Origin of the sequence: Pseudomonas sp. NPDC089554 (genome assembly GCF_050280645.1) — a bacterium.
Lineage (GTDB): Bacteria > Pseudomonadota > Gammaproteobacteria > Pseudomonadales > Pseudomonadaceae > Aquipseudomonas.
The window spans coordinates 1-25,623 of record NZ_JBNNVR010000079.1; the positions used below are offsets into that span (position 1 = coordinate 1).

The window sequence follows — 25,623 nt, forward strand, 5'->3', positions numbered from 1 at the left end:
GGTACAGCGATAAACCCTGTAGGAGCGGGCTTGCCCGCGAATAGGCCGGCCCTGACAACCCAACACTCAGCTCAAACAACCAGCTCAACTTCCCCCAGATGCCCGCCAAGCGGCCCGAAACTGCGCTCGATCATCCGCCGCTGGCCACGCTCATCGACAATCAACACGGTACTGGCCCGCGTCCCATAGCTCTGGCTGGCGATGAACACGCTCGACAGCAGCCGCTCCGTTGCCAGCCCAACCCCCGTCTCCGGCAGCTCCCCATCCGCAGCAGTGACGCCATCGGCGAGAATCGCCAGCAACCGCTGCGGCTCGGGTGAGCCCAGCGTCTCTTCCAGCGCCCGCCGCGCCTTGACCAGCTTCGGCCAAGGCGTGTCCAACCCAGCGTTCGACACCCCGTACACCCCCGGCGCCAACAAGCGCGGCGCGGGGTCATGGGCATTCAGAAAGCCGAGCTGCTGCCCATCGCCCACCAGCAGGTTGAACCCCGAATACTGCGCGCTACGGCTGGCGACCTGGTCCAGATACGCCTCCACCCCCAGCTCGCCTCGCAGGTACGCCGCCACCAGCTCGCCCCGTGAGCGCGGCCCCAGCGGTTGCTGCGGGTCACGGATATTGGTCAGCGCCGCGAAGCGCCCACCGGGCCCCACGCCGAGCCAGGTGCCGCCAGCTTCCAGGTCGCGCCCGGCATGCACGCCGGGCGCATCGTCCCAGGCTGCCAGTGCCTGGGTGGGTCGGGCATAGAATTCGTCGCGGTTGGCCGCGACCACCAGCGGCAAGGCATGCCCCGGCCGCCAGGCGAATACGATCAGGCACATAGGTTGGCCTCTGTGTTTTTCGCCACTCTACCCACTGCGCCCAGCGCAAGCCATCACCTGACACAGAGTTCACTAGAGCCCCGGTGCTGGCTTCCGTTACCATTGCGGATTGATTTCCTCTGGGGCGGCGAATGGCATTCGTTCTCTATCTGCTGTTGGGCGCCTGCGCCGGCGTCCTGGCCGGCCTGTTCGGCGTGGGCGGCGGTATCATCATCGTGCCGGTGCTGGTCTTCAGTTTCACCTTGCAAGGCTTCGACGCTTCGGTACTGACCCACCTGGCGGTTGGTACTTCGCTGGCCACCATCGTCTTCACCTCGATCAACGCCGTGCGTGAACACCATCGCAGGGGCGCGGTGCGCTGGCCGATCTTCCTGTGGATGACCGTCGGCATCCTGATCGGTGCCGGCGTCGGCGCCAAGACCGCCTCGCTGATCCAGGGCCCGATGTTGCAGAAGATCATCGGCTGCTTCGCCTTGCTGGTGTCGGTGCAGATGGTCCTGGACCTCAGGCCCAAGACCAGCCGCAGCATCCCCGGCAAGCCTGGGCTGATTGGCGCGGGCAGCGTGATTGGCTGGGCTTCGGCGATCTTCGGTATCGGTGGTGGCTCGCTGACCGTGCCATTCCTGACCTGGCGCAGCCTGCCGATGCAGCAGGCGGTGGCCACGTCGTCGGCCTGCGGCCTACCGATCGCCCTGGCCAGTGCCCTGGGTTTCATCATTCTGGGCTGGCACGAGGCGCACCTGCCCGAGCACAGCTTCGGCTACGTGTACCTGCCAGCACTGCTTGGTATCGCCGCCACCAGCATGTTCTTCGCCCGCTTCGGCGCGCGCCTGGCGCACAAACTGTCGCCACGCCTGCTCAAGCGCCTGTTCGCCGCGCTATTGTTCTGCGTTGGCTCAAGCTTCCTGATTTAACCGAGAGGAACCACCATGCTGCCTTACCCGCAGATCGACCCCGTGGCCCTGGCCATCGGGCCGCTGAAAATCCACTGGTACGGCCTGATGTACCTGATCGGCATCGGCGGTGCGTGGCTGCTCGCCTCGCGTCGGCTGAACCGCTTCGACCCCACCTGGAACCGCGAGAAACTCTCCGACCTGGTGTTCTGGCTGTCGATGGGGGTGATCGTCGGCGGGCGCCTGGGCTACGTGCTGTTCTACGACCTGCACCAGTACCTCAGCAACCCCACGCTGATCTTCGAGGTGTGGAAGGGCGGCATGTCGTTCCACGGCGGCTTCATCGGCGTGATGCTGGCGGCGCTGTGGTTCGGCAAACGCAACAACAAGTCGTTCTTCGAGCTGATGGACTTCGTCGCACCGATGGTGCCGATCGGCCTGGGCGCTGGGCGCATCGGCAACTTCATCAATGCCGAGCTGTGGGGCAAGGCCACCGATGTGCCCTGGGCCATGGTGTTCCCGCCGTTCAGCGACCCTGCGCAGCTGCCGCGTCACCCGTCGCAGCTGTACCAGTTCGCCCTTGAAGGTGTGGCATTATTCGTCATCCTCTGGCTGTATTCGCGCAAACCGCGCCCGACCATGGCGGTTTCCGGCATGTTCGCGCTGTTCTACGGCATCTTCCGCTTCATCGTTGAGTTCGTGCGGGTGCCTGACGCGCAGCTGGGCTACATTGCCTTCGGCTGGTTGACCATGGGTCAGTTGCTTTGCGTGCCGATGATCGTCGGTGGCATCTTCCTGATCTGGTGGGCCTACAACCGTACCCCAACGGCCAAGGCCGCCGTTTGATTCCCACGGCAGGGGCGCTCCCCCTGCCGTTCTTGCTACAGGTAAGCCATGAAACAGTATCTAGACCTGGTTCGCGACGTCATCGAGAACGGTACGCTGCAACAGAACCGCACCGGCGTGCGCACCATCAGCCTGCCGGGCGCCATGCTCAAGTTCGACCTGCAAAAAGGCTTCCCGGCCGTTACCACGCGCAAGCTGGCGTTCAAGTCGGCGATCGGCGAAATGGTCGGTTTCCTGCGTGGGGTGAAGAACGCAGGAGAGTTCCGCGAGCTTGGCTGCAAGGTCTGGGACCAGAATGCCAACGAGAACGCCCAGTGGCTGGCCAACCCATTCCGCCAGGGGCATGACGACCTCGGCGAGATCTACGGCGTGCAGTGGCGCCAGTGGCCGGGCTACAAGCGCATCCCGCTGAGCAACCCGGCCGCCATCGAAATGGCCGAGAAAGCGGGCTTTCGCCGTATCGCCCAGGACGAAGAAGCCGGCGAAGCCTTCGTCATCCTGTACAAGGCCATCGACCAGGTGCGCCAGTGCCTGGACACCATCGCCAACGACCCCGGCAGCCGACGCATCCTGTTCCATGGCTGGAACTGCGCCCAGCTCGATGAAATGGCCCTGCCGCCGTGCCACCTGCTGTACCAGTTCCACCCGAACGTCGAGACCCGGGAAATTTCCCTGACCCTCTACATTCGTTCGAACGACCTGGGCCTGGGCACGCCGTTCAACCTCACCGAAGGCGCAGCGCTGCTGTCGCTGTTCGGCCGCCTCACCGGCTATACCCCGCGTTGGTTCACCTACTTCATCGGCGATGCGCATGTGTACGAGAACCACCTCGACATGCTCAACGAGCAGCTCAAGCGCGAGCCCCTGCAAGCGCCGAAGCTGGTCATCAGCGACCGCGTGCCGGCGTTCGCCGATACTGGCAAGTACGAGCCGGAGTGGCTGGAGAAGATCGAACCGAGCGATTTCAGCCTGCAAGGCTATGAGCACCATGCGCCGATGACCGCACCGATGGCGGTCTGAACGCCTGTGTGAGGCCGGGCTTTTCCTGTGGAGAACCCGGCCTCAGGTAACGAAGTGCCTACCTTCTGTCGTTATGTTGTAACTGTGTTTGACGCCGGGTTAGTGGCTAACTAATATCGCGCGCTATTTTGCCCGTGTTTCGAAGGATTGAACATGCTTTTCCCTAGTCTGGGACCCAGGGCGCGCCTTGCGCTGTCCTGCTGCTGCCTGTGGTTGGCAGCTTGCGCAAATGCCGCGCTGGCGGCAACGCCCAGCAACCCGGGCGACCAGGACCTGATTCGCGACCGCCAGAACCGCCTGCTGGAAGAGCAGCAGCGGCGCCTTGAAGAACTCAAGGACCTCCCCGGCCAAAGCACCCCGCAAACTGCACCCTCAGCCCCTGTCGACAGCCGCTGTTTCCCCATCAGCCACATCGAGCTCAAGGGCGCCGATGCGTTGTCTGCCACTGAGCGCGACGGCCTGCTCAAGCCCTACCTTGGCCAGTGCCTGGGCGTGTCGCAGCTCAATGCGCTACTCAAGGCCATCACCGACCTGTACATCGCCAAGGGCCTGGTCACCAGCCGCGCCTATCTACCGCAGCAAGATCTCTCCCAAGGGCACCTGCAAGTGCTGGTGGTGGAAGGCCGGCTCGAAGGTCTGAAGGCCGCCGAGGGCAGCACCCTCAGCGCCCGCGAGCTGGACATGACCTTCCCCGGCACTGTCGGCGAGCGCCTCGACCTGCGCCAGGTCGAGCAGATGGTCGACCAGCTCAACCGCCTGCCGTCCAACCAGGCCAAGATGGAACTCACCCCAGGCCAAGCAGTGGGCGGCAGCGAAGTGCTGGTGCGCAACACCCCTGCAAAGCCGTGGCGCGCTGGCCTGTCGCGCAGCAACGATGGGCAGAAGAGCACCGGTGAGCAACAGTGGGCCACCACCTTCGAATGGGAGAGCCCGCTGGGCCTGGCCGACCAGCTGGTGCTACGGGCGGGCCGCGATGGCATCAGCGACCACCAGAAGTCCTCACGCAACGCCATGCTCTACTACAACCTGCCGTTCGGCTGGTGGAACGCCACCTACAGCTACAGCGAAAGTGAGTACCGCTCCCTGGCCCAAGGCACCGGTTTTGACTTCGAACAGACCGGCGACAGCCAGAACCACCAGCTTCGCCTGGAGCGGGTGATCCACCGCGACGGGCTTAGCAAGACCTCGCTGAACACCGGCCTGAGCCACCTGCGCACCAACAACTACATCGAAGACAGCAAGCTGGGCTACAGCAGCCACCGCCTGAGCGAGGCCCAGTTCGGGGTCAACCATGGGCGGCGAGTGGGTGGGGCCTTCGTCAACCTCGACCTGGGCATGCAGGAAGGCATCGGCGCCTTCGACGCCCAGCGAGAGAAAGAGCGTGGTGATTTCGGCAGCCGCCAGGCCAACGCCCGCTACCGCAAGTACACCGCCACCGTCAGCTTCCTGCAGCCGTTGCGGTTGTGGGGCGAGTCGCTGGTGTTCAGCAGCCTGGTGACCGGCCAGCGCAGCGAAGACATCCTGTTCAGCCCGCAGCGCATGAGCCTGGGTAGCCTCTCGTCGATTCGTGGCTACAAAGACCAGAGCCTCACCGGCGACAGCGGCTACTACTGGCGCAACGATTTGCGCTGGAGCCGACCGGTGACCTGGAGCTGGCTGTACCCGGTGTTCGGCGAGTACGGCATGGCGCTGGGCTATGACGTTGGCGCCATCCGCAACGACCGCTACAACGGCGAGGTTCATGGCCGCGTCTCCAGCGACTCCCTGGAGCTGTTCGCCCGCGGCAAGCACCTGGCTACCAGCGTGCTGTTCGCCCATTCCCTCGAGCGCCCGGATGCCTTGAGCGAACGCGAAGCGCCGATCTACTTCCGCCTGGACGTATTCCTCTAATTCCCCGTTTTCCCGAGATCATCGAAATGGATTTTCGTCAGTTCGAGCTGCTGGCTCGCCAACCCAGTGCCGCGCTGCGTGAGCGCCGCACCTTCTGGGGCCTTTCCAAGCGCGCTCTGGCATTGCTGCTGGCCAACATGATGTTCTGGCAGCCGCTGGTGGCGATGGCCGATGGCGTCGTGCCCAACGGCCCAGGCACCAGCGTCGGCCAGGCGGGTAACGGGGTACCCATCGTCAATATCGCCGCGCCCAATGGCGGCGGCCTGTCGCACAACACCTTCAACGACTACAACGTCGGCCAGCAGGGGTTGATCCTCAACAACGCCACCGACCGCACCCAGGCCACGCAACTGGGCGGCATCATCCTCGGCAACCCCAACCTCAATGGCCGCTCGGCCAATGTGATTCTCAACGAGGTCAACGGCGGTAGCCCCAGCCAGTTGCGCGGCTACACCGAAGTGGCCGGGCAATCGGCCCATGTCATCGTCGCCAACCCCTATGGCGTCACCTGTAACGGCTGCGGCTTCATCAACACGCCCAAGGCCACGCTGACCACCGGCAAGCCGGTGATCGAGCATGGCCAGTTGCAGCGCTACCAAGTGGAGCAGGGCAGCGTCGCCATCGAGGGCGCGGGGCTCAACGCCAGCAATATCGACCAGTTCGAGATCATCACCCGCAGCGCCAAGGTCAACGCGCAGATCCAGGCCAAGCACCTGGCGATGGTTACCGGCGCCAACGACGTCGATGCCCGCACGCTCGATGCCACGGCCCGCACGGCCAACCCGGAGAATGCCCCACAACTGGCGATCGATGCCTCGGCCCTGGGCGGCATGTACGCCAACACCATCAAGCTGGTGGGCACCGAGGCGGGGGTCGGGGTCAAGCTCGACGGCCAGATGATCGCCAGTGGCGGCGACATGCAGATCGATGCCAACGGCCAGCTGCGTATGGCCGAGGCCAGCGCCGCCAAGGGCTCGATGGCCATCAATGCCGCCAGCCTGGATGCCCAGGGCGCGGTGTATGCCGGCAAGGAACTCAAGGTCCGCACCCAGGGCGACCTGACCAACCGCACGTCCCTCTCGGCCGGCGAGCGCGTCGATTTGGCCAGCGGCGCCCGGTTGACCAACCAGGGCGTCATCGAAGCGGGGGTCAATGCCGACAACAGCCGCAATGCCAACGGCGACTTGCAGATCACTGCGCAGCACCTGGATAACCGCGGCAAGAACCTGCTGGCCAGCGGCACGCTGAACGCCACCGTTACCCAGGCTCTGGACAACCAGGGCGGCACCCTGAGCGGGCAGCGGCAGGTAACCGTGAATGCCGGCAGCCTGGATAACCGCAACAAGGGCAAGCTAGCCAGCAGCAGCGGCAGCGTCGAGGCAACGGTCAGCGGCGAGCTGCGCAACAGCGGCGGCGGTACCCTGGTCAGCCAGCAAACCCTGAGCGCGAAAGCGGCAAAGCTCGACAACAGCGACGGCGGCATCCTCTCCAGTGCAGGTGAGCAACACCTGGTCGTCAGCGACCTGTTGAACAACGCCCAGGGCGGCCTGATCGACAGCGGCGCGGCCCTCACCCTGAACGCCATGACCCTCGGCAATGCGGGCGGCGGTATCAATGCCGTCGAGGCGCTGCGCATCACCGCCCATAGCCTGGACAACAGCGGCGGTAAGCTGGCTGGCAAAGGCGAGGTCAACCTGACGCTGCTGGGTGCACTGACCAACACCCAAGGCAAGCTGAGCAGCGCCGGGCCGCTGCGTCTGGAGGGCTCGGCGGCGGTCTCCAACCACGGCGGGCAGATCGTCAGCGACGGCCTGATGAGCCTCTTCGCCAGCAGCCTGGTCAACACCCAGGGCACACTACAAAGCCAGGGCCTGCTCAGCCTGAATACCGGCGATATCACCAACGACGGTGGACGCATTACCGCGCAGGCCGGTGATGTGCACATCACCGCTGGCAACGTCGACAACCGCGAGGGCGGGCTGTACGCCAAGGGCCTGGTGAAGGTCAGCGCGAATGACTTCGGCAACAGCGGCCAGGTTGCAGGCCAACAGGTCGACTTCGACCTCAGCGGTGCCTTGAACAACCGCCAGGGCATCATCGAAAGCGACAGCAGCCTGGCCATCAAGGCCGCCAGCCTCGACAACCAGGCCGGCCAACTACGCACCCTGGGCCGCACGGGCAATACCCGCTTCGCCATTGGTGGCTTGCTCGACAACCGCAGCGGCACCCTGGAAAGCGCCAGCCACGACCTGGGCCTGGGGGCCGGCAGTTTCCTCAACGCCGGCGGCAGCCTGCTGCACGTAGGCCTAGGCACCTTCGACATCGCCACCGGCACGGTCACCGGCGCCGGGGGCAGCATCGTCACCCACGGCAGCCTGGCCCTGAATGCCGACAGCTGGAGCAACAGCAGCGTCATCCAGGCCGGGCGCCTGACGGTCAACGTCGGCAACTTCAGCCAGACCGCCGCAGGCCAGCTGCTGGCGGGCCAAGCGTTGCTGGGCAGCGGCGGCACCTGGGTCAACGATGGCCTGATCGCCAGCGACGGCAGCCTCAGTCTCGACCTGGACGGCGGCTACAGCGGCAATGGTCGGCTGAGCAGCCGCGACACCCTGGGCCTGAGTGCCAGTCAGCTGACCCTGGGCAGCGCCGCGAGCCTCGCAGGCGGTGCCGACACCAGCGTGCAGGTGGCAGGGCAACTGAACAACGCCGGCCGCATCACCACGGCCGGCAACCTGGGCCTGAGCGCGGCGGGTGTGCACAACCAAGGCACGCTCGGCGCCACCGGCAACTTCACCCTGGGCACCGGCGCCCTGAGCAACGAGCGGGGCCTGCTGTTCAGCGGCCGCGACATGGCACTGCGGGTGAACAGCCTGACCAACAGCTACGCCGACGTGTACAGCCTCGGCAGCCTGACGATCGACCGCGACGGCCAGGGCGGCCTGGCCAGCAGCATCGTCAACCGTTCCGGCTCGCTGCAAAGCGACGGCGCGATGAGCCTGGCCGCCGCCAGCATCCAGAACCTGCGGGCTGTGCTCGAAACCAGCGACCAGGGCGCCTACACCGCACGCATCAGTGAAGTGGCCTGTATCGAGGGCTACAACGCTGGCGATTGCAGCGGCAAGCGCAACCATGTCTGGGAAATCGTCCAGCGCGACAAGTTCGAAGTCACCGAGGCCAGCGCCGCCTCCAGCATCACCACCGGCAGCCACCTCACGATCAAGGGTGGCGAACTGCTCAACAGCAGTAGCACCATCGCCGCTGCTGGCAACCTGCTGGTCACGGTCGACAACCTGACCAACAGCGGCGTGCAGACCGGCGAAACAGAAACCACGCGCATCTTCATGTCGGCACGCACCCGCAACGGCGGTGCCTGGTACGACGCCGCCAACGCGTTCAACAGCCAGTACTGGTTCCAGAACCCCGGCTACAACCCCAACAACCTGGCCGGCCTGCAAGGCGCCATGGCCGGTTTCATCGGCATGACCGAAACCGAGTGGGTGAGCCTGGGCAGCCGCCGCACCCTGGCCGTCGGCGATCAGCGCTACGCCGGTGTGATACAGGCCGGCGGCACCGTCAGCATCAACGCCGCCAACGGCATCGACAACAGCGTGGTGCGCCCCGGCTACAGCTACATCGGTAGTGGCGCACGCACCGACACCAGCGCCCCCGGCACCGCCTTCTCCACGCGCATCAGCCTGAACCAGCAGTTGCCGCCAGACCTCGCCCAGCAACAGCTGAACCCACTGGCGCTGCCCGACTTCACCCTGCCCGAGGGGCAGAACGGCCTGTTCCGCCTCACCGGCGACAGCGCCAACGCCGTGATCGGCAGCGGCATAGGCAGCAGCTCGCACAAGTACCTGATCGAAACCAACCCGGCGCTCACCGACCTCAAGCAGTTCATGAGCTCGGACTACCTGCTGGCCAACCTCGGCTACGACCCCGACGACAGCGCCAAGCGCCTGGGCGATGGCTTCTACGAGCAGCGCCTGATCCAGCAGGCGCTGGTGGCCCGCACCGGCCAGCGTTTTCTCGACGGCCAGACCAGTGATGAGCAACTGTTCAAGCACTTGATGGACAACGCCATCCAGAGCAAGCAGCAGCTCGACCTGGCGCTGGGCATCAGCCTCACCTCGGCGCAAGTGGCCGCGCTCACCCACGACATCGTCTGGCTGGAAAACGCCGAGGTGAACGGCGAGCAGGTGCTGGTGCCGGTGCTGTACCTGGCCAACGCCAACCATCGCCTGGCCGCCAATGGCGCCTTGATCGCCGGCAGCGACGTAAACCTGATCGCCGGCCAGCAGCTCGACAACGTCGGCACCCTGCGCGCCAGCAACAGCCTGTCGGCCCAGGCGGGCGGCAACCTGGTCAACAGCGGCCTGGTCGAAGCCGGCAAGCGCCTCGACCTGCAAGCGGGCAACGACCTGGTGAACAAGGCCGGCGGCATCATCGCCGGGCGCGACGTAAGCCTCACCGCCACCCAGGATGTGCTCAACGAACGCACCCTGACCTCGCACCAGAGCAGCAACGGCAGCTACGCCCAGCAGCGCGACTTCGTCGACAACGCCGCGCGGGTGGAGGCGACCAACAACCTGGTGGTCAACGCCGGTCGCGACGTGCTCAACCGCGGCGGCGCGCTGGCCAGCGGCGGCGACACCCACATCAAGGCCGACCGCGATGTCAGCCTGAGCTCGGTCGCGCAGCGGGTCAGCAACGACCATGGCGTGCGTCACAACAATTCCAGCGTCACCCAGAACGGCTCCAGCGTGCAGGCCGGGCAAGACCTCACGATCAGCGCCGGGCGGGATGTAACCGCCATCGCCAGCCAGGTCGAGGTCAAGCGTGACCTGGCCATGACTGCCGTTGGCGACCTGAGCCTGGTGTCGGCTGCCAACGAGCAGCATTCGGCGACCAAGACGCGCAAGGTCACCGCGCAGGATGACCGTGTCACTCAAGTAGCCAGCACGGTCACCGCGGGGGGCAACTTGAACCTGCGCGCAGGTGAGGATCTGACGCTGGTGGCCAGCCAGGCCAAGGCCGGCAAGGAGGCGTACCTCTACGCGGGCAACGATGTAGAGCTCCTGGCCGCCCATGATGAAAGCTACTCCTACTACAAGAAAAAGAAGGAAGGCTCGTTCGGCAAAAGCAGCATGCGGATGACCGAAAGCGCCTCCAGCATTGCGGTGTCGTCATTGGTGGAAGGCGCACAAGGCGTCGACCTGGTGGCTAAGCGCGACGTGAATGTGCAAGTCTGCAGGTGACCTGGACGAGCGTGAGAAACAGATAGTCTCGGGCCTTTCGACCTTGGCTGCTGGCCTGAGCGGTGCGGTGGTCGGCGGGGATGCGTCCAGTGCCGTGGCCGGTGCTGGCGCGGGCAAGAACGCGGTAGAGAACAACCACCTGAGTTTCGATGGTCGGCTGGTGCTCAAGAAGGCGGAGCAAGATTACGCGAGTGGTTGTGGCGGTGCTTCGGCAGGGTCGAATGATTGCCAGCAGTTGGCCGACAAGATCACCGAACTGCGCAAGCTGGGCGAAAGCGTGCTGGAGACGGAACACACCGTCGTTGGCTCGGAGTTGGGTCCAGACCAATTCACCACGAGTAAGCCGGGCGATATCGTCGCCTGCCCTTCGGGCTTCTGCCGGGTCACTGATGAAGTGGTGCAAACCTCGGCGGGTAAGGAATACAAGCTGGTCGAGGCGACAGAGGCGGAAGCGGCAGGCAAGGCGCAGCAGAATGAAATGGCTGCGGCGCGGAGTGAAATGGAGGTCAAGCGGTTCCTCAGCGAGGCGTACGAGTCGGGCTGTGGTGGGGCGGGGCCGGGTGCGGTTGCTTGCCAGATCCACAGGAGTCTGGGTGCTGCAAACCCTGTCACTGGGTATGAGCCGACGACCGAGGAGCGGGTGTTGGCAGGGGCTTCGGCGATTTTGAATACGCTGGGGCTGGTGGGTGTGGTGCGTGGGAGTGGGTTGGGTGGTCGTGCGCCGGAGGGTGCGGTAGGCTCTGGGGTGAAAGGAGCTGCTAATTATCCTGAAGGGATGCGGGTCGAAACGCGGTCGAGAACAACTTCCTGACCAACAAGCACGGCGTTAAGCGGTTGGATGCGGCGAGTCGTGAGCTGTACGAAAAGCTCAAGGCCGCAGGTATCGGCAGCATCGATGAATTGCAGGAGCGATATAAGAGCTGTGCAGGGAGCGGTGACTGCGAGCGTGGTATTCGCAGTGAATACCGTCAGAAGGAGAAAGAGGCCGGGGAAATACTGGTTGGTTTGTACCAGTCCGGCAAGCTGACGCGAGATGAGTACAACCTGCTGGTGGCGGACTATGCCGTCGCCATGTTGGAGGGGATCAAGCAGGGGCAGCGTGCCGGTGAGGGTGGCGGCTACCTTGATATCTACTCGCTGTCGGGTTCTGACTGGAGTCCGCTGGGTGGGGTTGCGAATCCATATCTGGATGCGATCCGTACCAGCGAGATGGTCGCCGAATGGCGGCGCCAGGGGCTGAGCGAAGAGAAGATCAATGCCCTGGCGCGCCAGGATGGATTGATTGGATCGACGCTGGCGCCTGTGGATGTGCCGGGCATTATCAGGTTGGTGGATGATGGTGCTACTCGGGAGGACATTCTAAAGTTAAGCGCGAATCTTGTGCTGGGCAAAGCCTTAGGTGGTGGAAAAGCAACGGATTCAAAAGGGAGCACGCCTAAGACTCCGAATACTACTAGTAAGGCGCCTGACTCGGAGAAGGTTGCAGATGTACCAGCGACGTCTCCGGTTGCACGTGAAGGCTTGCGCGAAGACTTAGCGGCACAAGCGGGTATTCCTCGAAATATTGCTGGAGAACCTTCCAGTATTTGGGGGAAGACAATGGATGATATCAAGCAATCATTTACGATGGATGGCGCAACACTTACGCCTAAGGTAAAGTCGGCGTCGTCAGGCAATGCTCAGGTTTATAGGGTTGAGGGCAGTGCGACAGGGATTAAAGAAATTCAGCATAGCCCGTCCACTGTTGGGCGTGATGTCCAGTCAACCCACAGGGGTGAGTACTATAAAATTACCTATTCAGATGGTAGTAAGATTAAGGTTGTTGACCCCGTTGAGTACAGGCCGACTTTCAATAATGGAAAGCCTATTTATGATGCGAATACTAGCTATATAAATCCTCAGGGGCAAAAAGTAGTATTTGATATTTCTACAAAAGCGTGGGTGCCGAGATGATGTCGTCAAAAAAAATTTTGATTTCTTGGGTGGCGCCAATTATGCCTTCCATTTCCATTGCAGGCATACCTCTGGGCGCTAGGGTAGAGGATATTGAATGTGCATTGGCTAGATATTTGGTTGATGAGTCCAAACGTCTATATCAATTCGAAAAGTCGCCAGTCCTTATGCTGAAAACGTATGGGGTTGATGAGGATGGAAGTGGTGGGTGCTCTTTCTCATTATATGATGATAAAGACATTAATGTGTTGCTGAAAGGCACGCCGGCCCTGTCTCTTATTTTCAGGGAGTCGAGGGTGTATGCGGTTAAAGTCTATGACTTTAGCTTCTGTGGTGAAAGAGCTCGAGATTTCGTTTATAAGGGTTTGTTTTCGGGAATTATAGGTTTGGGGGATTTGGTTTCAGATTTGTTGTCGCTTACATATTTGTATTTTGATGATGTTGAAGAATGGTTCGATATCGAAAAAGCCCAAGGTGGTCTCGAAGTTACTGGTTGGGGAGTTCCTCTGGATGAGCAGCCAGACCAAGTAATTACTGCTTTCTGTGTGGTTCATAAATGATTCTCTAATTATGCTGTAGTGGGGGCGTGGCAGTGAATGGAGGGCGAAATTAGGGGCGGTATGGGTTTCGTAAAAGGGGACCGGTAAAAGAGGACAGATTTATTTTCTCCGCTCTAATTTTGCGCTGGGGTTGACTGCTTTAGCCCTGTGGCCGGTTTTTTAGATTTGGCGGGTCAACATCAAACCTATTGAAATGTGGCGTGGCCGACAGGGATTAGAGTGCCGAAAATAAATCCGTCCGCTTTTCAGTTTTCCGTGCCTGGAAGTCGTAATGACTCTTTATGTGGTCATTACGACTTTTTATTTTTGTAGTCTATTTGACTTCAATAAAGTTCAAGTTATTGATTTTTAGCAGTATTTTTATTGGCATGCTTTGTGGTCTGCATGGAGTAAATCTCATCACAAAGGTCCATACCCATGAAACGCTTCATCCCCCTCAGCTTCACCCTCTGCTGCCTAGTCTCCCCCCTGACCCTGGCCGACCAAGTCGTCCGCCAAGTGCCCGACACCACCGCCGGCAAAGGCTTCGGCGCAGGCACCGGCCTGATGGTCGGTGCTATCGGCGGCCCTATCGGTGCACTGGTCGGCGCGGGTATCGGTTTCTTCGCTGGCAGCTCTGCCCAAGAAGCAACAGGCAAGGCCGACATCGCCTACGAGGTGAGGTCGGCTGACGGCGAACTCCACACCGTCCGCTCACCCAACACCCAGTTCGCCGTCGGTCAGGAGGTCACTCGCAAAGGCGGGCGACTGGTTCCTGTGAACTGAGCGCTGCCCTTCAGAAATACCAGCGCCAGGTGTGAGCGAACTCGCTCACACCTGGCGCGACCCCTTCAGTGCCCGTGGCTCCTGCCTACGTGCGAATGCTCACCTTCCGGCACAGTCACCGCGCCATTCACCTCCAGCTGTTGCAGGATCGCGCACTCGGCCCCCGGCGCCGTGCATTGCCGACGCAACTCCACCAACTGCGCTTGCAGTGCCACCAACCCATCGATACGCGCCTGCACATGCTCGATATGCTCGTCGATCAACGCATTCACGCTGCCGCATTGCCCTTCGGGGCTGTCGCGCAGGCGCAGCAGGCTGCGGATTTCGTCCAGGGTCATGTCCAGCGTGCGGCAGTTGCGGATGAACGTCAGCCGCTCCACGTGGGCCTGGGTGTAGAGCCGGTAGTTGCCGTCGCTGCGGGCGGGCTCGGGCAGTAGTTGCTCGCGCTCGTAGTAGCGGATGGTTTCCACCGCGCAGTCGGTGGCCTTGGCCAGTTCTCCGATCTTCATCACGAAATCTCCAGGAGGATGCTTGACCCTATAGTGGCTACAGGGTGTTCACTTGGCAACATCCAGCCAGCCCTTCGTTCGGAATGCGAAGGGTGGCGTGTTCTTGATTAAGGATGAGTCCATGTACCAGCCTGTCAGCCACGACCCCAAGCACGACCATGCCCACGGCGGCAAACGCTCTTGCCATGACGACCACGCCCATAGCTGCTGTGGCGCCAGCGCCGCTGCGCCTGCGTTGGTGCAACTGAGCGAGAAAGCCAGTGGCCAGGCGCGCCTGAGCCGCTTTCGCATCGAAGCCATGGACTGCCCGACCGAGCAGACGCTGATCCAGGACAAGCTGGGCAAGCTGGCGGGTATCGAGCAGTTGGAGTTCAACCTGATGAACCGCGTGCTCGGCGTGCACCACACGCTGGAGGGCACCGCGCCCATCGTGCAGGCCATCGACAGCCTGGGCATGAAGGCCGAGCCCATGGCCGATGACGACTATGGCAGCGCCAGCGCGCCGGTAGCGAGCAAGACCCGCTGGTGGCCATTGGCGCTTTCCGGTGTAGCGGCCTTTGCCGCCGAGGTGGTGCATTTCACGGCGTTCGCACCGGAATGGGTGGTGGCGCTGCTGGCCCTGGCGGCGATTCTTGGCTGCGGCCTGGGCACCTACAAAAAGGGCTGGATCGCCCTGAAGAACCGCAACCTCAACATCAATGCGCTGATGAGCATCGCCGTGACTGGCGCTGTGCTGATCGGCCAATGGCCGGAGGCGGCCATGGTGATGGTGCTGTTCACCCTGGCCGAGGTGATCGAAGCCCGCTCCCTGGACCGCGCGCGCAACGCTATCAGTGGCCTGATGCAGCTGACCCCGGACATGGCCACGGTGCAGCAGGCCGATGGCCAGTGGCGTGAATTAGAGGTACGCGAGGTGGCTATCGGCACACTGGCGCGGGTGCGCCCCGGCGAGCGTATCGGTCTGGATGGCGAGGTGGTCAGCGGGCAGTCCAGCGTCGACCAGGCGCCGATCACCGGGGAAAGCCTGCCGGTGGAGAAGGCTGTGGGCGACAAGCTGTTCGCCGGCACCATCAACCAGGAAGGCGCCTTGGAGTACCGCGTCACCGCCGAGGCCGGCCAGTCGACCCTGGCGCGCATCATCAAGGCCGTGGAAGAGGCTCAAGGCGCGCGGGCGCCGACCCAGCGCTTCGTCGACCAGTTCTCGCGCATCTACACCCCGACCGTGTTCGCCGTGGCCCTGCTGGTGGCGCTCGTCCCGCCGCTGTTCATGAGCGGTGCCTGGTTCGACTGGATCTACCGCGCACTGGTGCTGCTGGTGGTGGCGTGCCCTTGCGCATTGGTGATCTCGACACCGGTGACCATCGTCAGTGGCCTGGCCGCAGCAGCGCGCAAGGGCATCCTGATCAAGGGCGGCGTGTACTTGGAAGGCGGGCGCAAGCTGGACTTCCTGGCCCTGGACAAGACCGGCACGCTCACCCAAGGCAAGCCGGTGCAAACCGACTTCAAGGTGCTCGACCCGCTGTTCGAGGGCCGTGCCCAGGCCCTGGCGGCCAGCCTGGGCGAGCGCTCCGACCACCCGGTTTCCCGCGCCATCGCCCTGCAGGCCCGCGAGCAGGGTATCGCCCTGGCCGAGGTGAGCGACTTCGCCGCCCTGGCTGGGCGTGGCGTGCGCGGTGAAATCGATGGCCAGGCTTACCACCTGGGCAACCATCGCCTGGTCGAGGAGCTGGGCCTGTGCTCGCCGCAATTGGAAGCCGAGCTCGACCAGTTGGAGCGCCAAGGCAAGACTGTGGTACTGCTACTCGACCGTTCGGGCCCGCTGGCGCTGTTCGCCGTGGCCGACACGGTCAAGGACAGCAGTCGCCAGGCCATCGCCGAGTTGCATGAGCTGGGCATCAAGACCGTCATGCTGACCGGCGACAACCCCCACACCGCCCAGGCCATCGCTGCGCAGGTGGGCATCGACCGGGCCGAGGGCAACCTGCTGCCGGCGGACAAGCTCAAGAGCATCGAGGGCCTTTACGCCGAAGGCCACCGTGTGGGTATGGTGGGCGATGGCATCAACGATGCGCCCGCCTTGGCCCGTGCCGAGATCGGCTTCGCCATGGCGGTTGCCGGTACCGATACGGCCATCGAGACCGCCGATGTAGCGCTGATGGACGATGATCTGCGCAAGATCCCGGCGTTCGTCAGGTTGTCGCGCCAGAGCGCCGCGATCCTGATTCAGAACATCGTGCTGGCGCTGGGGGTAAAGGCGGTTTTCCTGGCGATCACCTTTGCGGGTATGGCCACGTTGTGGATGGCGGTGTTCGCTGACATGGGCGTGAGCTTGCTGGTAGTGTTCAACGGGTTGCGGTTGTTGCGCAAGTAAGGAGGCGGTGCCATGCCCGCAATGCTTAGAGCTGCTCGACCAGGCTCTCCAACTGCTCCTGGCGCTCGGCCTGGTTCACCTTCGCGCCGGGGTTGAGCGTCGACCATTGCGGGTGTGCCCGGGCTTTGCCCAATGCCTCGGGCAACTTGCCTTCGCGCCAGGTTTTTTCCTCGGGTTCGCCCAGGCGGATGCTGTCCTGCGCCGCGTGGCCACGGCTATCCAGGGCCTTCATCAGTTGCTGCTGGCGCAGGGCAAGCAAGCGCAGCACGCTGTCGTCCACGGTCAGCTCGCGCTGGCCCATGAGTTTGCCCATCAGCCTGGAGCCGTAGTTGCGCGCTGTCTGCAAGGCGCCACCGGCAATGGCGCCGGCCAGTGCGGCGGCGCCGAGTGTGAGGCCGCCGACCAGCAGATCGACACCGGCACCCGCCGCCGCACCGGCCGCCACCCCGCCGCCCAGACGCACGCCCAGCAGCTTGAGGGTTTCCGGGTTGAACAGATCGTCGCCCCAGCGGCCATCGAGCAGGGGTAGGTCGCCGGGCCGGGCATCTTCGCGGCGGAAGGCGTAGAGCCGCAGCAGTGCTTCGACACAGCGTTGTTCGCGCAGGCGTACGTCCTGGCGCAGGGCTTCGATGGCTTGGGCCTCGGCAGCCGGCTGCGCTTCGACGCTACGCCGACAGGCCGCGCAGTCCAGCAGCAGCTCGGCGATCAGCCGCTTGCCGCTGCGCTGGCGGGCTAGGCGCTGGGCCTGCTGGTCGTCGATCAACCGTTGCAGCGAAGGGCGCGCGTCTTCCAGCAGCAGGGCCAGGCTCTCGTAGAGGCGGCGTTCGCCATCTTCCGGCGGGGCCACGCTGTCGAAGCGCACCAACGCGTGCAGGCCCAGGCGGGCCAGGGCTTCGCGCCACTCCGGCTCGCGGTGCTGGTGGCTGGCGACGAAGTTCAGCACCGGCAGCAGCGGCTTGCCGCAACTGGCCAGCACTTCCAGTTCGTCGCGGTACTTGGCCAGCACCGGCTCGCGGGCATCGATCACATACAGCCCGGCATTGCTCGCCAGCAACTGGCGCAGCACCTTGGCTTCCTGCTCGAAACGCTGGCGCGCCTCGCTGCCTTGCAGGAACCGCGTGAGGCGGGCCGGGCCGTCGAGGCGCTCGCCGGGGCGCTCCAGGCGTTCTAGGTAGTCGAGCAGGGCGATGGCGTCTTCCAGGCCGGGGGTGTCGTACAGCTCCAGCAGGGGTTGGCCGTCCACCGAAAGGCGCGCGCCTTCCACGTGGCGGGTGGTGCTGGGGCGATGGGACACCTCGCCGAAACCGACATCGCGGGTGAGGGTGCGCAGCAGCGAGGTCTTGCCGACGTTGGTGTGGCCGACCACGGCCAGTTTCAGTGGCTCAGTCATGGCCATGCTCCAACCAGGTCAGGGGTGAGGTGTCGGCGTGGGGCAGGCCTAGGCGATCGAGGGCGTCGTGCCAGTCGCCCAGGCGCGCGGCGTCCAGCGCCTGGCCGGGAAGGGCCTGGAGCAGCCAGATGCGCGTGGCGCCGGCGTTGCGCGCCAGCTCGGCGAGCAGCGCCAGGCTGCCACGGTCTGGCGAGCGGCGTGGGTCGCAGGCGATGGCCAGGCGAGCCGGGGGGAAGCGGCTGAGCTGTTCGAGCAGCTTGTTGCGTGACTCGCGGCTGTCGAGCACGCCAGCGTGGGTCACACTTTTAGGTAGGGCGGGAGGCCAGGGGCGCTGGTCGTCCAGCTCCAGGCCCACCAGCAGGGCGCCGCTGCTGCCGCTTTCCAGCTGGCCGGCCTGAAAGTGCGGCAGGCTTTCGGGGGCGGCGTCCTGCACGCCGATGCGTTCGCTGCGCGGCATGAGTGCTTCGCGCAGTTGCGCGTAGCCGGGCAGGTTCAGGTCCAGTGCCAGGCGTGCGCGGCCCTGGCGCCAGCGCCACAGGCACAGGCCGGCAAGCAGCAGGCGCGGCAACAGGCCATACACCAGCAGCACGCCGAGCAGCCAGCTGGCCCAGGCCTGGCGAGCTTGCTCCAGTTCCGGCAGTGTGCTGCCGCTGGCGCGGATCATGGCATCGTCCGGGACGGCGAAGCCCAGCAACGACGGCAAGGCGCCGAGGGCGTGGGTGAGGGCGATGAAAGGTTCGGCGGCGAGCAGGGTGGTTTCCCAGACGAAGCCGTAGCGCCGGGTGGCCAACAACGCCAGCAACATGCCCAAAGCGGCGAGCATGGCCAGCAGCCACAGCCCATGCACCAGCAGGCCCAGCAACCAGCGGTTCAGGCGCTGGCGTTGCAGCAGCACCAGCAGTGCGGGGGCCAGGTGAGCGGCCTTGGCGTCGCGGGCCAGGCGCTCGCTCAGCCACAGCCACAAGCGGCCCAGCGCCGAGCCCTGTTCGCCGGCGAAAAACAACCCTAGCGCCCAGCCAACCAGCAACAGCAGGTTCAGCCCCAGCAGGCTACCCAAGGCCCAGAACACGTTCACCGGGCGTTGACCATCGCCAAGGGCGGCCAGGCCCAGGCTGGCGCCGCTGAGCACCGCCAGCAGCGCCAGGGCCAGCAAGGCCAGGCGTGCACCTTGCTTCCAGTGGCGCAGGGCCTGGGTGATGCCGTCGCGTTCGGCCAGCCACAGCGCGCGGGTTTCGATGCGCGTCGCCAGGTCGCCGCCATGCTGGCGGGCGCGGCGGTTGGCTTCCTGGTCCTCCAGGGGGCCGGCATGTTCCTCGCGCAGGCGCACCGCTTCGGTGAGCCAACGTTTGTCCAGTTCGGTCACAAGCTCTTCCATTGCACAGGTTTGGGCGCAAGCATAACCCACACACCCGGTGCTATCCTCGCGGCCATGAATACATCACTCCCCCTAAGCCTGATCGCGGCGCTCGCCGAGAACCGCGTGATCGGCATCGACAATTCCATGCCCTGGCACCTGCCGAGGGATTTCAAGTACTTCAAGGCCACCACCCTGGGCAAGCCGATCATCATGGGGCGCAAGACCTGGGACTCGCTGGGCCGGCCGCTGCCGGGACGGCTGAACCTGGTGGTCAGCCGCCAGCCTGGGTTGCAACTGGACGGCGCCGAGGTGTTCGCGTCGCTGGAGGCTGCGCTGGTGCGTGCAGAGCAGTGGGCGCGCGAGCAGGGTGTCGATGAGCTGATGCTGATCGGCGGCGCGCAGTTGTATGGGCAGGCGCTGGAGAAGGGGTTGGTCAGCCGCCTGTATTTGACGCGGGTAGAGCTGTCGCCAGAGGGCGATGCCTGGTTCCCTGAGTTCGATACCGCGCAGTGGCAGTTGACCTCGAGCGCGCCGCAGGCGGCCGAGGGGCAGGGGCCGGCCTATCATTTCGAGGTGTGGGACAAGGCTTGAGGTAGCTGGGGCTGCGAGGCAGCCCCAGGCCATGTCAGCTATGGCTCAGCTCGGCATGCTCATCGCCCGCCATCACCTGCTGGTCGGTTTGCTTGAGCAACTGGCTGGTCACCACCCCTGCGGTCATCGAGCCGTTTACGTTCAGCGCCGTGCGGCCCATGTCGATCAACGGCTCCACTGAAATCAGCAACGCCACCAGTTCCACCGGCAAACCCATGGCGGGCAGCACGATCAGCGCGGCGAAGGTCGCGCCGCCGCCCACGCCTGCAACGCCCGCCGAGCTCAGGGTAACGATGGCCACCAAGGTGGCGATCCACAGAGGGTCGAAGGTGTCGATGCCCACCGCCGGGGCGACCATCACCGCCAGCATGGCCGGGTACAGCCCGGCGCAGCCGTTCTGGCCGATAGTGGCGCCGAACGAGGCGCTGAAGCTGGCGATGGCCGGCGGCACGCCCAGGCGGCGGGTCTGCGCTTCGATGTTCAGCGGAATGCTGGCGGCGCTGGAGCGGCTGGTGAAGGCGAAGGTGAGCACCGGCCAGACCTTGCGCGCAAAGCGCAGCGGGCTGACGCCAGTCATCGCCAGGATCACCCCATGCACCACGAACATCAGCCCCAGGCCCAGGTACGACACCAGCACGAAGGTGCCGAGCTTGAGGATGTCGTCGAGGTTGGAACTGGCCACCACCTTGGTCATCAATGCCAGCACACCGTAGGGCGTGAGCTTCATCACCAGGCGCACCAGGCGCATCACCCAGGCTTGCAGGGTGTCGATGGCCGACAGCGCACGCTGGCCCTTGTCCTGGTCGTCCTTGAGCAGTTGCAAGGCCGCCAGGCCCACGAACACGGCGAAGATCACCACGCTGATGATCGAGGTCGGCTTGGCCCGTGCCAGGTCACCCACCGGGTTGCTGGGAATGAACGAAAGCAGCAGCTGCGGCACGTTGAGGTCGGTGACCTTGCCGACGTAGTCGCTGTTGATCGCCGCCTGGCGCGCGGTTTCCCTTACGCCTGCCACCAACCCCTCGGCGGTGAGGCCGAACAGGTTGGTGAGGGCGATGCCGATCAGCGCGGCGATCGCGGTGGTCAGCAGCAGCGTGCCGATGCTCAGCACGCTGATACGGCCCAGGGCGGAGGCGTTGTGCAGGCGGGCCACGGCGCTGAGGATCGAGGCGAAGATCAGCGGCATGACGATCATCTGCAACAGCCCCACGTAGCCATTGCCGACCAGGTCGAGCCAGCCGATGGTGGCCTTGAGCACGGGGCTTCCCGCACCATAGAGGGTGTGCAGCACCAGCCCGAACAGTACGCCGAGCACCAGGCCCAGCAGTACCTTCTTGGCCAGGCTCCAGTCGGTGCGGTGGGTTTGTGCCAGGCCCAGCAACAAGGCCAGGAACGCCAGCAGGTTGAGTGAAAGCGGCAGGTTCATTGAAGCTCCAGGAAACACATATAGAGGGCGTCGCTTCTGTGAGCGATTGCGAACGGAAATGCTAACAGTCTGAAAACAAACGAATTTATATCTAAAGATAATTTAGATAGATGCTTATGGAATATAGAGATGCGCGAACTTGCAATGAACATCGCGTTGAAGGACGAATACTCGCTCGCAGGAGTAAGTACATTTCGTCTCATGATTACTGGCTTTACATTGGATCCAATGACAAGATTGCCACTATATTGATGGCCATCTTGTTTGAGGTATCAGTGGTGACTATTCGCGAGAAGAGCTTCATTTATCACCTGACAAGCTTTCACAACATCGCGTCAATCCTCCAGAGTGGGCTGCAACCTAGATCCGCGTTGCAGGGTGCGGAGTTCAGGGATGTAGCAGATGCGAACATCATCGAAGGAAGGAGAGGGAATGCGCTCGAAGACTTCGTTCCCTTCCACTGGTTTGCCAGGAACCCGTTCGATGGGAGGGTTCAGCTGGATCGTCCCGATGAGCATTTCCTATTGATAGCCGTCTATCGCCGCCATGCGCAGGCACAGGACTGGCGGGTAATTCCTCGCCACCCTTTGGCAGACGGCCAGTTCGAGCTACTGGGATATGATGCAGGTTTTGCAGCGATTGATTGGAACCTGATGGAGCAGCGAGACTACACCAACGCTGCCTGTCGACATGTTTGCATGGCAGAATGCTTGTCACCCATCGCTGTACCACCCAGTGATTTCGCGAAAATCTACACTCCCTCAGATGAGATCAAGCGCGACGTCGAGGGAATAGCACGAGTATCCGGTAACGCCAGGCTATGGATAGAAGCGGCCCCCCATATGTTTTCACCTAGATGATCTTCAAGAATCTCAACCCCGAAAAGGCACTCATCTGGCGAATTGTCCATCGAGACAACCTGCCCTGGGTGCTGGCCCAAGGGCTGGATGCAATCGGGACCGGCAAGCTGGCTGAGCATTACGTTGGCATCGGTAACCCGGACCTGATTAGCAAACGCTCGCAGCGCACAGTACAGATTGATCCAGGTGGAACCTTGGCCGATTACGTGCCGTTCTACTTCACACCCTTTTCGGTGATGATGAAAAACATCCATTCCGGATGGGGCGTGCAGCAGCGTCGGAATGAGGAGATCGTGATACTTGTCTCTAGTCTTTACCATCTTCAGTCCATGAAGTTGGGCTTCATCTTCACCGATGCCCACGCCTATCCGGATTGGACCGGGTACTACAGCGATCTGAAGCACCTGGACAAGATCGACTGGGGGCTGCTGCAAAACCGGGATTTCAAGCGCGACCCCGACGATCCACGTAAGATGGAGCGCTATCAAGCCGAGGCGCTGATACATGGACACGTCCCGGTCGCTGGTCTTCTGGGAGTCGTCTGCTACAACGAAGCTGTGAAACGTCGCGTCGACCAAGAGGTTCAGAAGCTGAAGCTGAACCTCCCGGTACATGCTCGACCTGGGTGGTACTTCTGATGATTCGCTTTACGCAAGGTAACCTGCTGGAGGCCAAGGCCGAGGCATTGGTTAACACCGTCAACACCGTGGGAGTGATGGGCAAGGGCATCGCGCTGATGTTCAAGGAGCGCTTTGCCGAAAACTATCGCCTGTATTCGGCTGCTTGCAAGGCGAAGGAAGTTGTCACGGGGAAGATGTTCGTCACCGAAGTGCGCGAGTTGGAAGGTCCCCGTTGGATTGTCAATTTCCCTACCAAACGACATTGGCGGCATCCTTCCCAGCTTGCCTGGATCGTAGAGGGCTTGCATGACCTGCGCGATTTCGTGATCACCCACGACGTCGTCTCCATTGCCATTCCACCCTTGGGTGCGGGTAACGGTGGGTTGCCTTGGGTGTCTGTACGAGAGCAGGTCGAGGCAATTTTGGGTGATCTTGACGCAGATGTGCTGGTTTTCGAGCCGACCGATAAATACCAGAACGTGTCCAAGCGCAGTGGCGTAGAGCAACTGACGCCGGCGCGAGCCTTGATTGCCGAGCTGGTACGCCGCTATTGGGTATTGGGAATGGAGTGCAGTCTGCTGGAAATTCAGAAGCTCGCTTGGTTTCTGGAGCGCTCGATCGAGCGCTTCACGCCTGACAACAACCCTCTGGCGCTAAAGTTCGTAGCTCATAAGTACGGGCCTTACGCCAACCGCTTGGACCATTTGCTGGATAACCTCGATGGGAGCTACCTGCATTGTGGCAAGCGCATCGGTGATGCAGATCCGTTGGATGTGATCTGGTTCGATGAGGGGCGCAGGGCATTCGTGCAGGCCTACCTCAACAGTGAGGCCAAGGCCCATTTGCCCGCTTTGGAGTTCACCTCGGGGCTGATCGATGGATTCGAATCACCTTTCGGCATGGAGCTTTTGGCAACGGTTGATTGGCTGCTTCACCACGAGGGCGTCGAGCCTAACCTTGCGGCTATTCGGGAAGGCCTGAGGAATTGGGCGGCTGGTGCCGGCGCGGGGAAGCGCAAGAGCGAGCTATTCGACGACGAAGCGCTGGGTATTGCGCTGGAGAGGCTCTCGGTTTTCGGTTTGGAGCATTCACGGCCAGTGCTCTGAGACTCAAAAAAAACCGGCGCTAGGCGCCGGTTTTTCTTTTCTTCGGCAGACCTCACAACCCGTCGAGCATCGCCTTGTTACGCACAGCACCCTTGTCGGCACTGGTCGCCAGCAGGGCGTAGGCCTTCAGCGCGGTAGTCACCTTGCGTGGACGGCTTTCGACCGGCTTCCAGCCTTTCTTGTCCTGCTCCACGCGGCGGGCCGCCAGTTCCTCGTCGCTGACCAACAGGTTGATCGAGCGGTTGGGGATATCGATCAGCACCTTGTCGCCGTCCTGCACCAGGCCGATGGCGCCGCCCGCTGCCGCTTCCGGCGAGGCGTGGCCGATCGACAGGCCCGAGGTACCGCCGGAGAAGCGGCCGTCGGTAAGCAGGGCGCAGGCCTTGCCCAGGCCCTTGGACTTCAGGTACGAGGTCGGGTAGAGCATTTCCTGCATGCCCGGGCCGCCTTTCGGGCCTTCGTAGCGGATGATCACGATGTCGCCGGCCTTCACTTCGTCGGCGAGGATGCCGCGCACGGCACTGTCCTGGCTTTCGAAGATCTTCGCGGTGCCTTCGAACACGTGGATCGACTCATCGACACCGGCGGTTTTCACCACGCAGCCATCCAGCGCGATGTTGCCGTACAGCACAGCCAGGCCGCCCTCTTGCGAGTAAGCGTGCTCGACGCTGCGAATGCAGCCGTTCTCGCGGTCGTCGTCCAGGGTTTCCCAGCGGGTCGACTGGCTGAACGCCGTTTGCGTGGGGATACCGGCCGGGCCTGCCTTGAAGAAGGTGTGCACGGCTTCGTCGTCGGTCTGGGTGATGTCCCACTTGGCGATGGCTTCCTCCATGCTGCGGCTGTGCACGGTCGGTAGGTCCGTGTGCAGCAGGCCGCCACGGGCCAGCGAGCCGAGGATGCTGAAGATGCCGCCGGCGCGGTGCACGTCCTCCATGTGGTACTTCTGGATGTTCGGCGCCACCTTGCACAGCTGCGGCACCTTGCGCGACAGACGGTCGATGTCGCGCAGGTCGAAGTCCACTTCCGCTTCCTGGGCCGCGGCCAGCAGGTGCAGGATGGTGTTGGTCGAGCCGCCCATGGCGATGTCCAGCATCATGGCGTTTTCGAACGCCTTGAAGTTGGCGATGTTGCGCGGCAGCACCGAGGCGTCGTTGTCGTGGTAGTAGCGCTTGCACAGCTCGACGATGGTGCGGCCAGCGGTGAGGAACAACTGCTCGCGGTCGGCGTGGGTGGCCAGGGTCGAGCCGTTGCCCGGCAGGGCCAGGCCCAGGGCCTCGGTCAGGCAGTTCATCGAGTTGGCGGTGAACATGCCGGAGCACGAACCGCAGGTGGGGCAGGCGCTGCGCTCGTACTCGGCGACTTTCTCGTCGCTGGCGGTGGAGTCGGCGGC

The 25,623-nt window shown here is 63.3% G+C and carries 20 protein-coding genes; 14 read left to right on the forward strand and 6 right to left on the reverse strand.

Features of this window, described 5'->3' with window-relative positions; translation table 11 throughout:
• Positions 1-71 precede the first annotated feature (71 nt).
• Positions 72-818, reverse strand: coding sequence for an NRDE family protein (locus tag ACQKPE_RS20190; protein WP_427668382.1), 747 nt, complete (start codon positions 816-818; stop codon positions 72-74).
• 131 nt (positions 819-949) lie between these two features.
• Here ACQKPE_RS20190 and ACQKPE_RS20195 point away from each other — a divergent pair, with 131 nt between their 5' ends.
• From ACQKPE_RS20195 to ACQKPE_RS20235, 9 genes are all read left to right on the forward strand, one after another.
• On the forward strand, positions 950-1,732 hold the full coding sequence (locus ACQKPE_RS20195) for a sulfite exporter TauE/SafE family protein (RefSeq protein ID WP_427668383.1): 783 nt from the start codon (positions 950-952) through the stop codon (positions 1,730-1,732).
• 15 nt (positions 1,733-1,747) lie between these two features.
• Positions 1,748-2,557, forward strand: a complete 810-nt coding sequence (gene lgt, locus ACQKPE_RS20200) for a prolipoprotein diacylglyceryl transferase (RefSeq protein ID WP_427668384.1) — start codon at positions 1,748-1,750, stop codon at positions 2,555-2,557.
• Positions 2,558-2,605: 48 nt separating this feature from the next.
• Positions 2,606-3,577, forward strand: coding sequence for a thymidylate synthase (locus tag ACQKPE_RS20205; RefSeq protein ID WP_427668385.1), 972 nt, complete (start codon positions 2,606-2,608; stop codon positions 3,575-3,577).
• Between the two features lie 153 nt (positions 3,578-3,730).
• Entirely contained in the window at positions 3,731-5,467 is a 1,737-nt protein-coding gene (locus ACQKPE_RS20210; RefSeq protein WP_427668386.1) for a ShlB/FhaC/HecB family hemolysin secretion/activation protein, read from the forward strand.
• 26 nt (positions 5,468-5,493) lie between these two features.
• On the forward strand, positions 5,494-10,725 hold the full coding sequence (locus tag ACQKPE_RS20215) for a filamentous hemagglutinin N-terminal domain-containing protein (protein WP_427668387.1): 5,232 nt from the start codon (positions 5,494-5,496) through the stop codon (positions 10,723-10,725).
• The gene (locus ACQKPE_RS20220) at positions 10,706-11,536 is read left to right on the forward strand and encodes a VENN motif pre-toxin domain-containing protein (protein ID WP_427668388.1); all 831 of its coding nucleotides are present in this window, start codon (positions 10,706-10,708) and stop codon (positions 11,534-11,536) included. The genes ACQKPE_RS20215 and ACQKPE_RS20220 overlap by 20 nt, the downstream gene beginning before the upstream one ends.
• A gap of 23 nt (positions 11,537-11,559) precedes the next feature.
• Positions 11,560-12,678, forward strand: coding sequence for a hypothetical protein (locus ACQKPE_RS20225; RefSeq protein ID WP_427668389.1), 1,119 nt, complete (start codon positions 11,560-11,562; stop codon positions 12,676-12,678).
• The gene (locus ACQKPE_RS20230) at positions 12,675-13,238 is read left to right on the forward strand and encodes a hypothetical protein (RefSeq protein WP_427668390.1); all 564 of its coding nucleotides are present in this window, start codon (positions 12,675-12,677) and stop codon (positions 13,236-13,238) included. Before ACQKPE_RS20225 ends, ACQKPE_RS20230 begins: the two co-directional genes overlap by 4 nt.
• A 417-nt stretch (positions 13,239-13,655) precedes the next feature.
• Positions 13,656-14,003 carry a hypothetical protein gene (locus ACQKPE_RS20235; RefSeq protein ID WP_427668391.1) on the forward strand — a complete coding sequence of 116 codons (348 nt, stop codon included), beginning with the start codon at positions 13,656-13,658 and terminating at the stop codon, positions 14,001-14,003.
• Between the two features lie 65 nt (positions 14,004-14,068).
• Here the strand turns inward: ACQKPE_RS20235 and cadR are convergent, their stop codons facing one another.
• Positions 14,069-14,512, reverse strand: a complete 444-nt coding sequence (gene cadR / locus ACQKPE_RS20240) for a cadmium resistance transcriptional regulator CadR (RefSeq protein ID WP_375100116.1) — start codon at positions 14,510-14,512, stop codon at positions 14,069-14,071.
• Positions 14,513-14,633: 121 nt separating this feature from the next.
• Here cadR and ACQKPE_RS20245 point away from each other — a divergent pair, with 121 nt between their 5' ends.
• Positions 14,634-16,883 (forward strand): heavy metal translocating P-type ATPase, encoded by a 2,250-nt coding sequence (locus ACQKPE_RS20245; protein ID WP_427668392.1) that lies wholly within the window; start codon positions 14,634-14,636, stop codon positions 16,881-16,883.
• 25 nt (positions 16,884-16,908) lie between these two features.
• Here ACQKPE_RS20245 and ACQKPE_RS20250 read toward each other — a convergent pair whose 3' ends face one another.
• Both ACQKPE_RS20250 and ACQKPE_RS20255 read right to left on the reverse strand, forming a co-directional pair.
• Entirely contained in the window at positions 16,909-18,273 is a 1,365-nt protein-coding gene (locus tag ACQKPE_RS20250) for a GTPase/DUF3482 domain-containing protein (protein ID WP_427668393.1), read from the reverse strand.
• Complete coding sequence (locus ACQKPE_RS20255) at positions 18,266-19,648, reverse strand: DUF2868 domain-containing protein (RefSeq protein WP_427668394.1); 1,383 nt, start codon at positions 19,646-19,648, stop codon at positions 18,266-18,268. Before ACQKPE_RS20255 ends, ACQKPE_RS20250 begins: the two co-directional genes overlap by 8 nt.
• 54 nt (positions 19,649-19,702) lie before the next feature.
• On the opposite strand from ACQKPE_RS20255, the gene ACQKPE_RS20260 reads away from it, so the two are divergent.
• Positions 19,703-20,221, forward strand: a complete 519-nt coding sequence (locus tag ACQKPE_RS20260; protein WP_427668395.1) for a dihydrofolate reductase — start codon at positions 19,703-19,705, stop codon at positions 20,219-20,221.
• Between the two features lie 34 nt (positions 20,222-20,255).
• Here the strand turns inward: ACQKPE_RS20260 and ACQKPE_RS20265 are convergent, their stop codons facing one another.
• The gene (locus ACQKPE_RS20265) at positions 20,256-21,647 is read right to left on the reverse strand and encodes an L-cystine transporter (protein ID WP_427668396.1); all 1,392 of its coding nucleotides are present in this window, start codon (positions 21,645-21,647) and stop codon (positions 20,256-20,258) included.
• Positions 21,648-21,925: 278 nt separating this feature from the next.
• On the opposite strand from ACQKPE_RS20265, the gene ACQKPE_RS20270 reads away from it, so the two are divergent.
• From ACQKPE_RS20270 to darG, 3 genes are read left to right on the forward strand one after another with little or no spacing between them, the layout of a single operon-like run.
• The gene (locus ACQKPE_RS20270) at positions 21,926-22,507 is read left to right on the forward strand and encodes a DarT ssDNA thymidine ADP-ribosyltransferase family protein (protein ID WP_427668397.1); all 582 of its coding nucleotides are present in this window, start codon (positions 21,926-21,928) and stop codon (positions 22,505-22,507) included.
• Complete coding sequence (gene darT / locus ACQKPE_RS20275) at positions 22,504-23,145, forward strand: type II toxin-antitoxin system toxin DNA ADP-ribosyl transferase DarT (protein WP_427668398.1); 642 nt, start codon at positions 22,504-22,506, stop codon at positions 23,143-23,145. The genes ACQKPE_RS20270 and darT overlap by 4 nt, the downstream gene beginning before the upstream one ends.
• Positions 23,145-24,233, forward strand: a complete 1,089-nt coding sequence (gene darG, locus ACQKPE_RS20280) for a type II toxin-antitoxin system antitoxin DNA ADP-ribosyl glycohydrolase DarG (protein ID WP_427668399.1) — start codon at positions 23,145-23,147, stop codon at positions 24,231-24,233. The genes darT and darG overlap by 1 nt, the downstream gene beginning before the upstream one ends.
• A 52-nt stretch (positions 24,234-24,285) precedes the next feature.
• Here the strand turns inward: darG and ilvD are convergent.
• A partial coding sequence (ilvD, locus tag ACQKPE_RS20285; RefSeq protein ID WP_427668400.1) for a dihydroxy-acid dehydratase occupies positions 24,286-25,623 on the reverse strand: 1,338 nt, incomplete at its 5' end.

Excerpts from the sequence above, each read along its gene's own strand:
- ACQKPE_RS20190 (WP_427668382.1), bottom strand. The coding sequence starts at position 818 with ATGTGCCTGATCGTATTCGCCTGGCGGCCGGGGCATGCCTTGCCGCTG.
- ACQKPE_RS20195 (WP_427668383.1), top strand. The coding sequence starts at position 950 with ATGGCATTCGTTCTCTATCTGCTGTTGGGCGCCTGCGCCGGCGTCCTG.
- lgt (WP_427668384.1), top strand. The coding sequence starts at position 1,748 with ATGCTGCCTTACCCGCAGATCGACCCCGTGGCCCTGGCCATCGGGCCG.
- ACQKPE_RS20205 (WP_427668385.1), top strand. The coding sequence starts at position 2,606 with ATGAAACAGTATCTAGACCTGGTTCGCGACGTCATCGAGAACGGTACG.
- ACQKPE_RS20210 (WP_427668386.1), top strand. The coding sequence starts at position 3,731 with ATGCTTTTCCCTAGTCTGGGACCCAGGGCGCGCCTTGCGCTGTCCTGC.
- ACQKPE_RS20215 (WP_427668387.1), top strand. The coding sequence starts at position 5,494 with ATGGATTTTCGTCAGTTCGAGCTGCTGGCTCGCCAACCCAGTGCCGCG.
- ACQKPE_RS20220 (WP_427668388.1), top strand. The coding sequence starts at position 10,706 with ATGTGCAAGTCTGCAGGTGACCTGGACGAGCGTGAGAAACAGATAGTC.
- ACQKPE_RS20230 (WP_427668390.1), top strand. The coding sequence starts at position 12,675 with ATGATGTCGTCAAAAAAAATTTTGATTTCTTGGGTGGCGCCAATTATG.
- ACQKPE_RS20235 (WP_427668391.1), top strand. The coding sequence starts at position 13,656 with ATGAAACGCTTCATCCCCCTCAGCTTCACCCTCTGCTGCCTAGTCTCC.
- cadR (WP_375100116.1), bottom strand. The coding sequence starts at position 14,512 with ATGAAGATCGGAGAACTGGCCAAGGCCACCGACTGCGCGGTGGAAACC.
- ACQKPE_RS20245 (WP_427668392.1), top strand. The coding sequence starts at position 14,634 with ATGTACCAGCCTGTCAGCCACGACCCCAAGCACGACCATGCCCACGGC.
- ACQKPE_RS20250 (WP_427668393.1), bottom strand. The coding sequence starts at position 18,273 with ATGACTGAGCCACTGAAACTGGCCGTGGTCGGCCACACCAACGTCGGC.
- ACQKPE_RS20255 (WP_427668394.1), bottom strand. The coding sequence starts at position 19,648 with ATGGAAGAGCTTGTGACCGAACTGGACAAACGTTGGCTCACCGAAGCG.
- ACQKPE_RS20260 (WP_427668395.1), top strand. The coding sequence starts at position 19,703 with ATGAATACATCACTCCCCCTAAGCCTGATCGCGGCGCTCGCCGAGAAC.
- ACQKPE_RS20265 (WP_427668396.1), bottom strand. The coding sequence starts at position 21,647 with ATGAACCTGCCGCTTTCACTCAACCTGCTGGCGTTCCTGGCCTTGTTG.
- darT (WP_427668398.1), top strand. The coding sequence starts at position 22,504 with ATGATCTTCAAGAATCTCAACCCCGAAAAGGCACTCATCTGGCGAATT.
- darG (WP_427668399.1), top strand. The coding sequence starts at position 23,145 with ATGATTCGCTTTACGCAAGGTAACCTGCTGGAGGCCAAGGCCGAGGCA.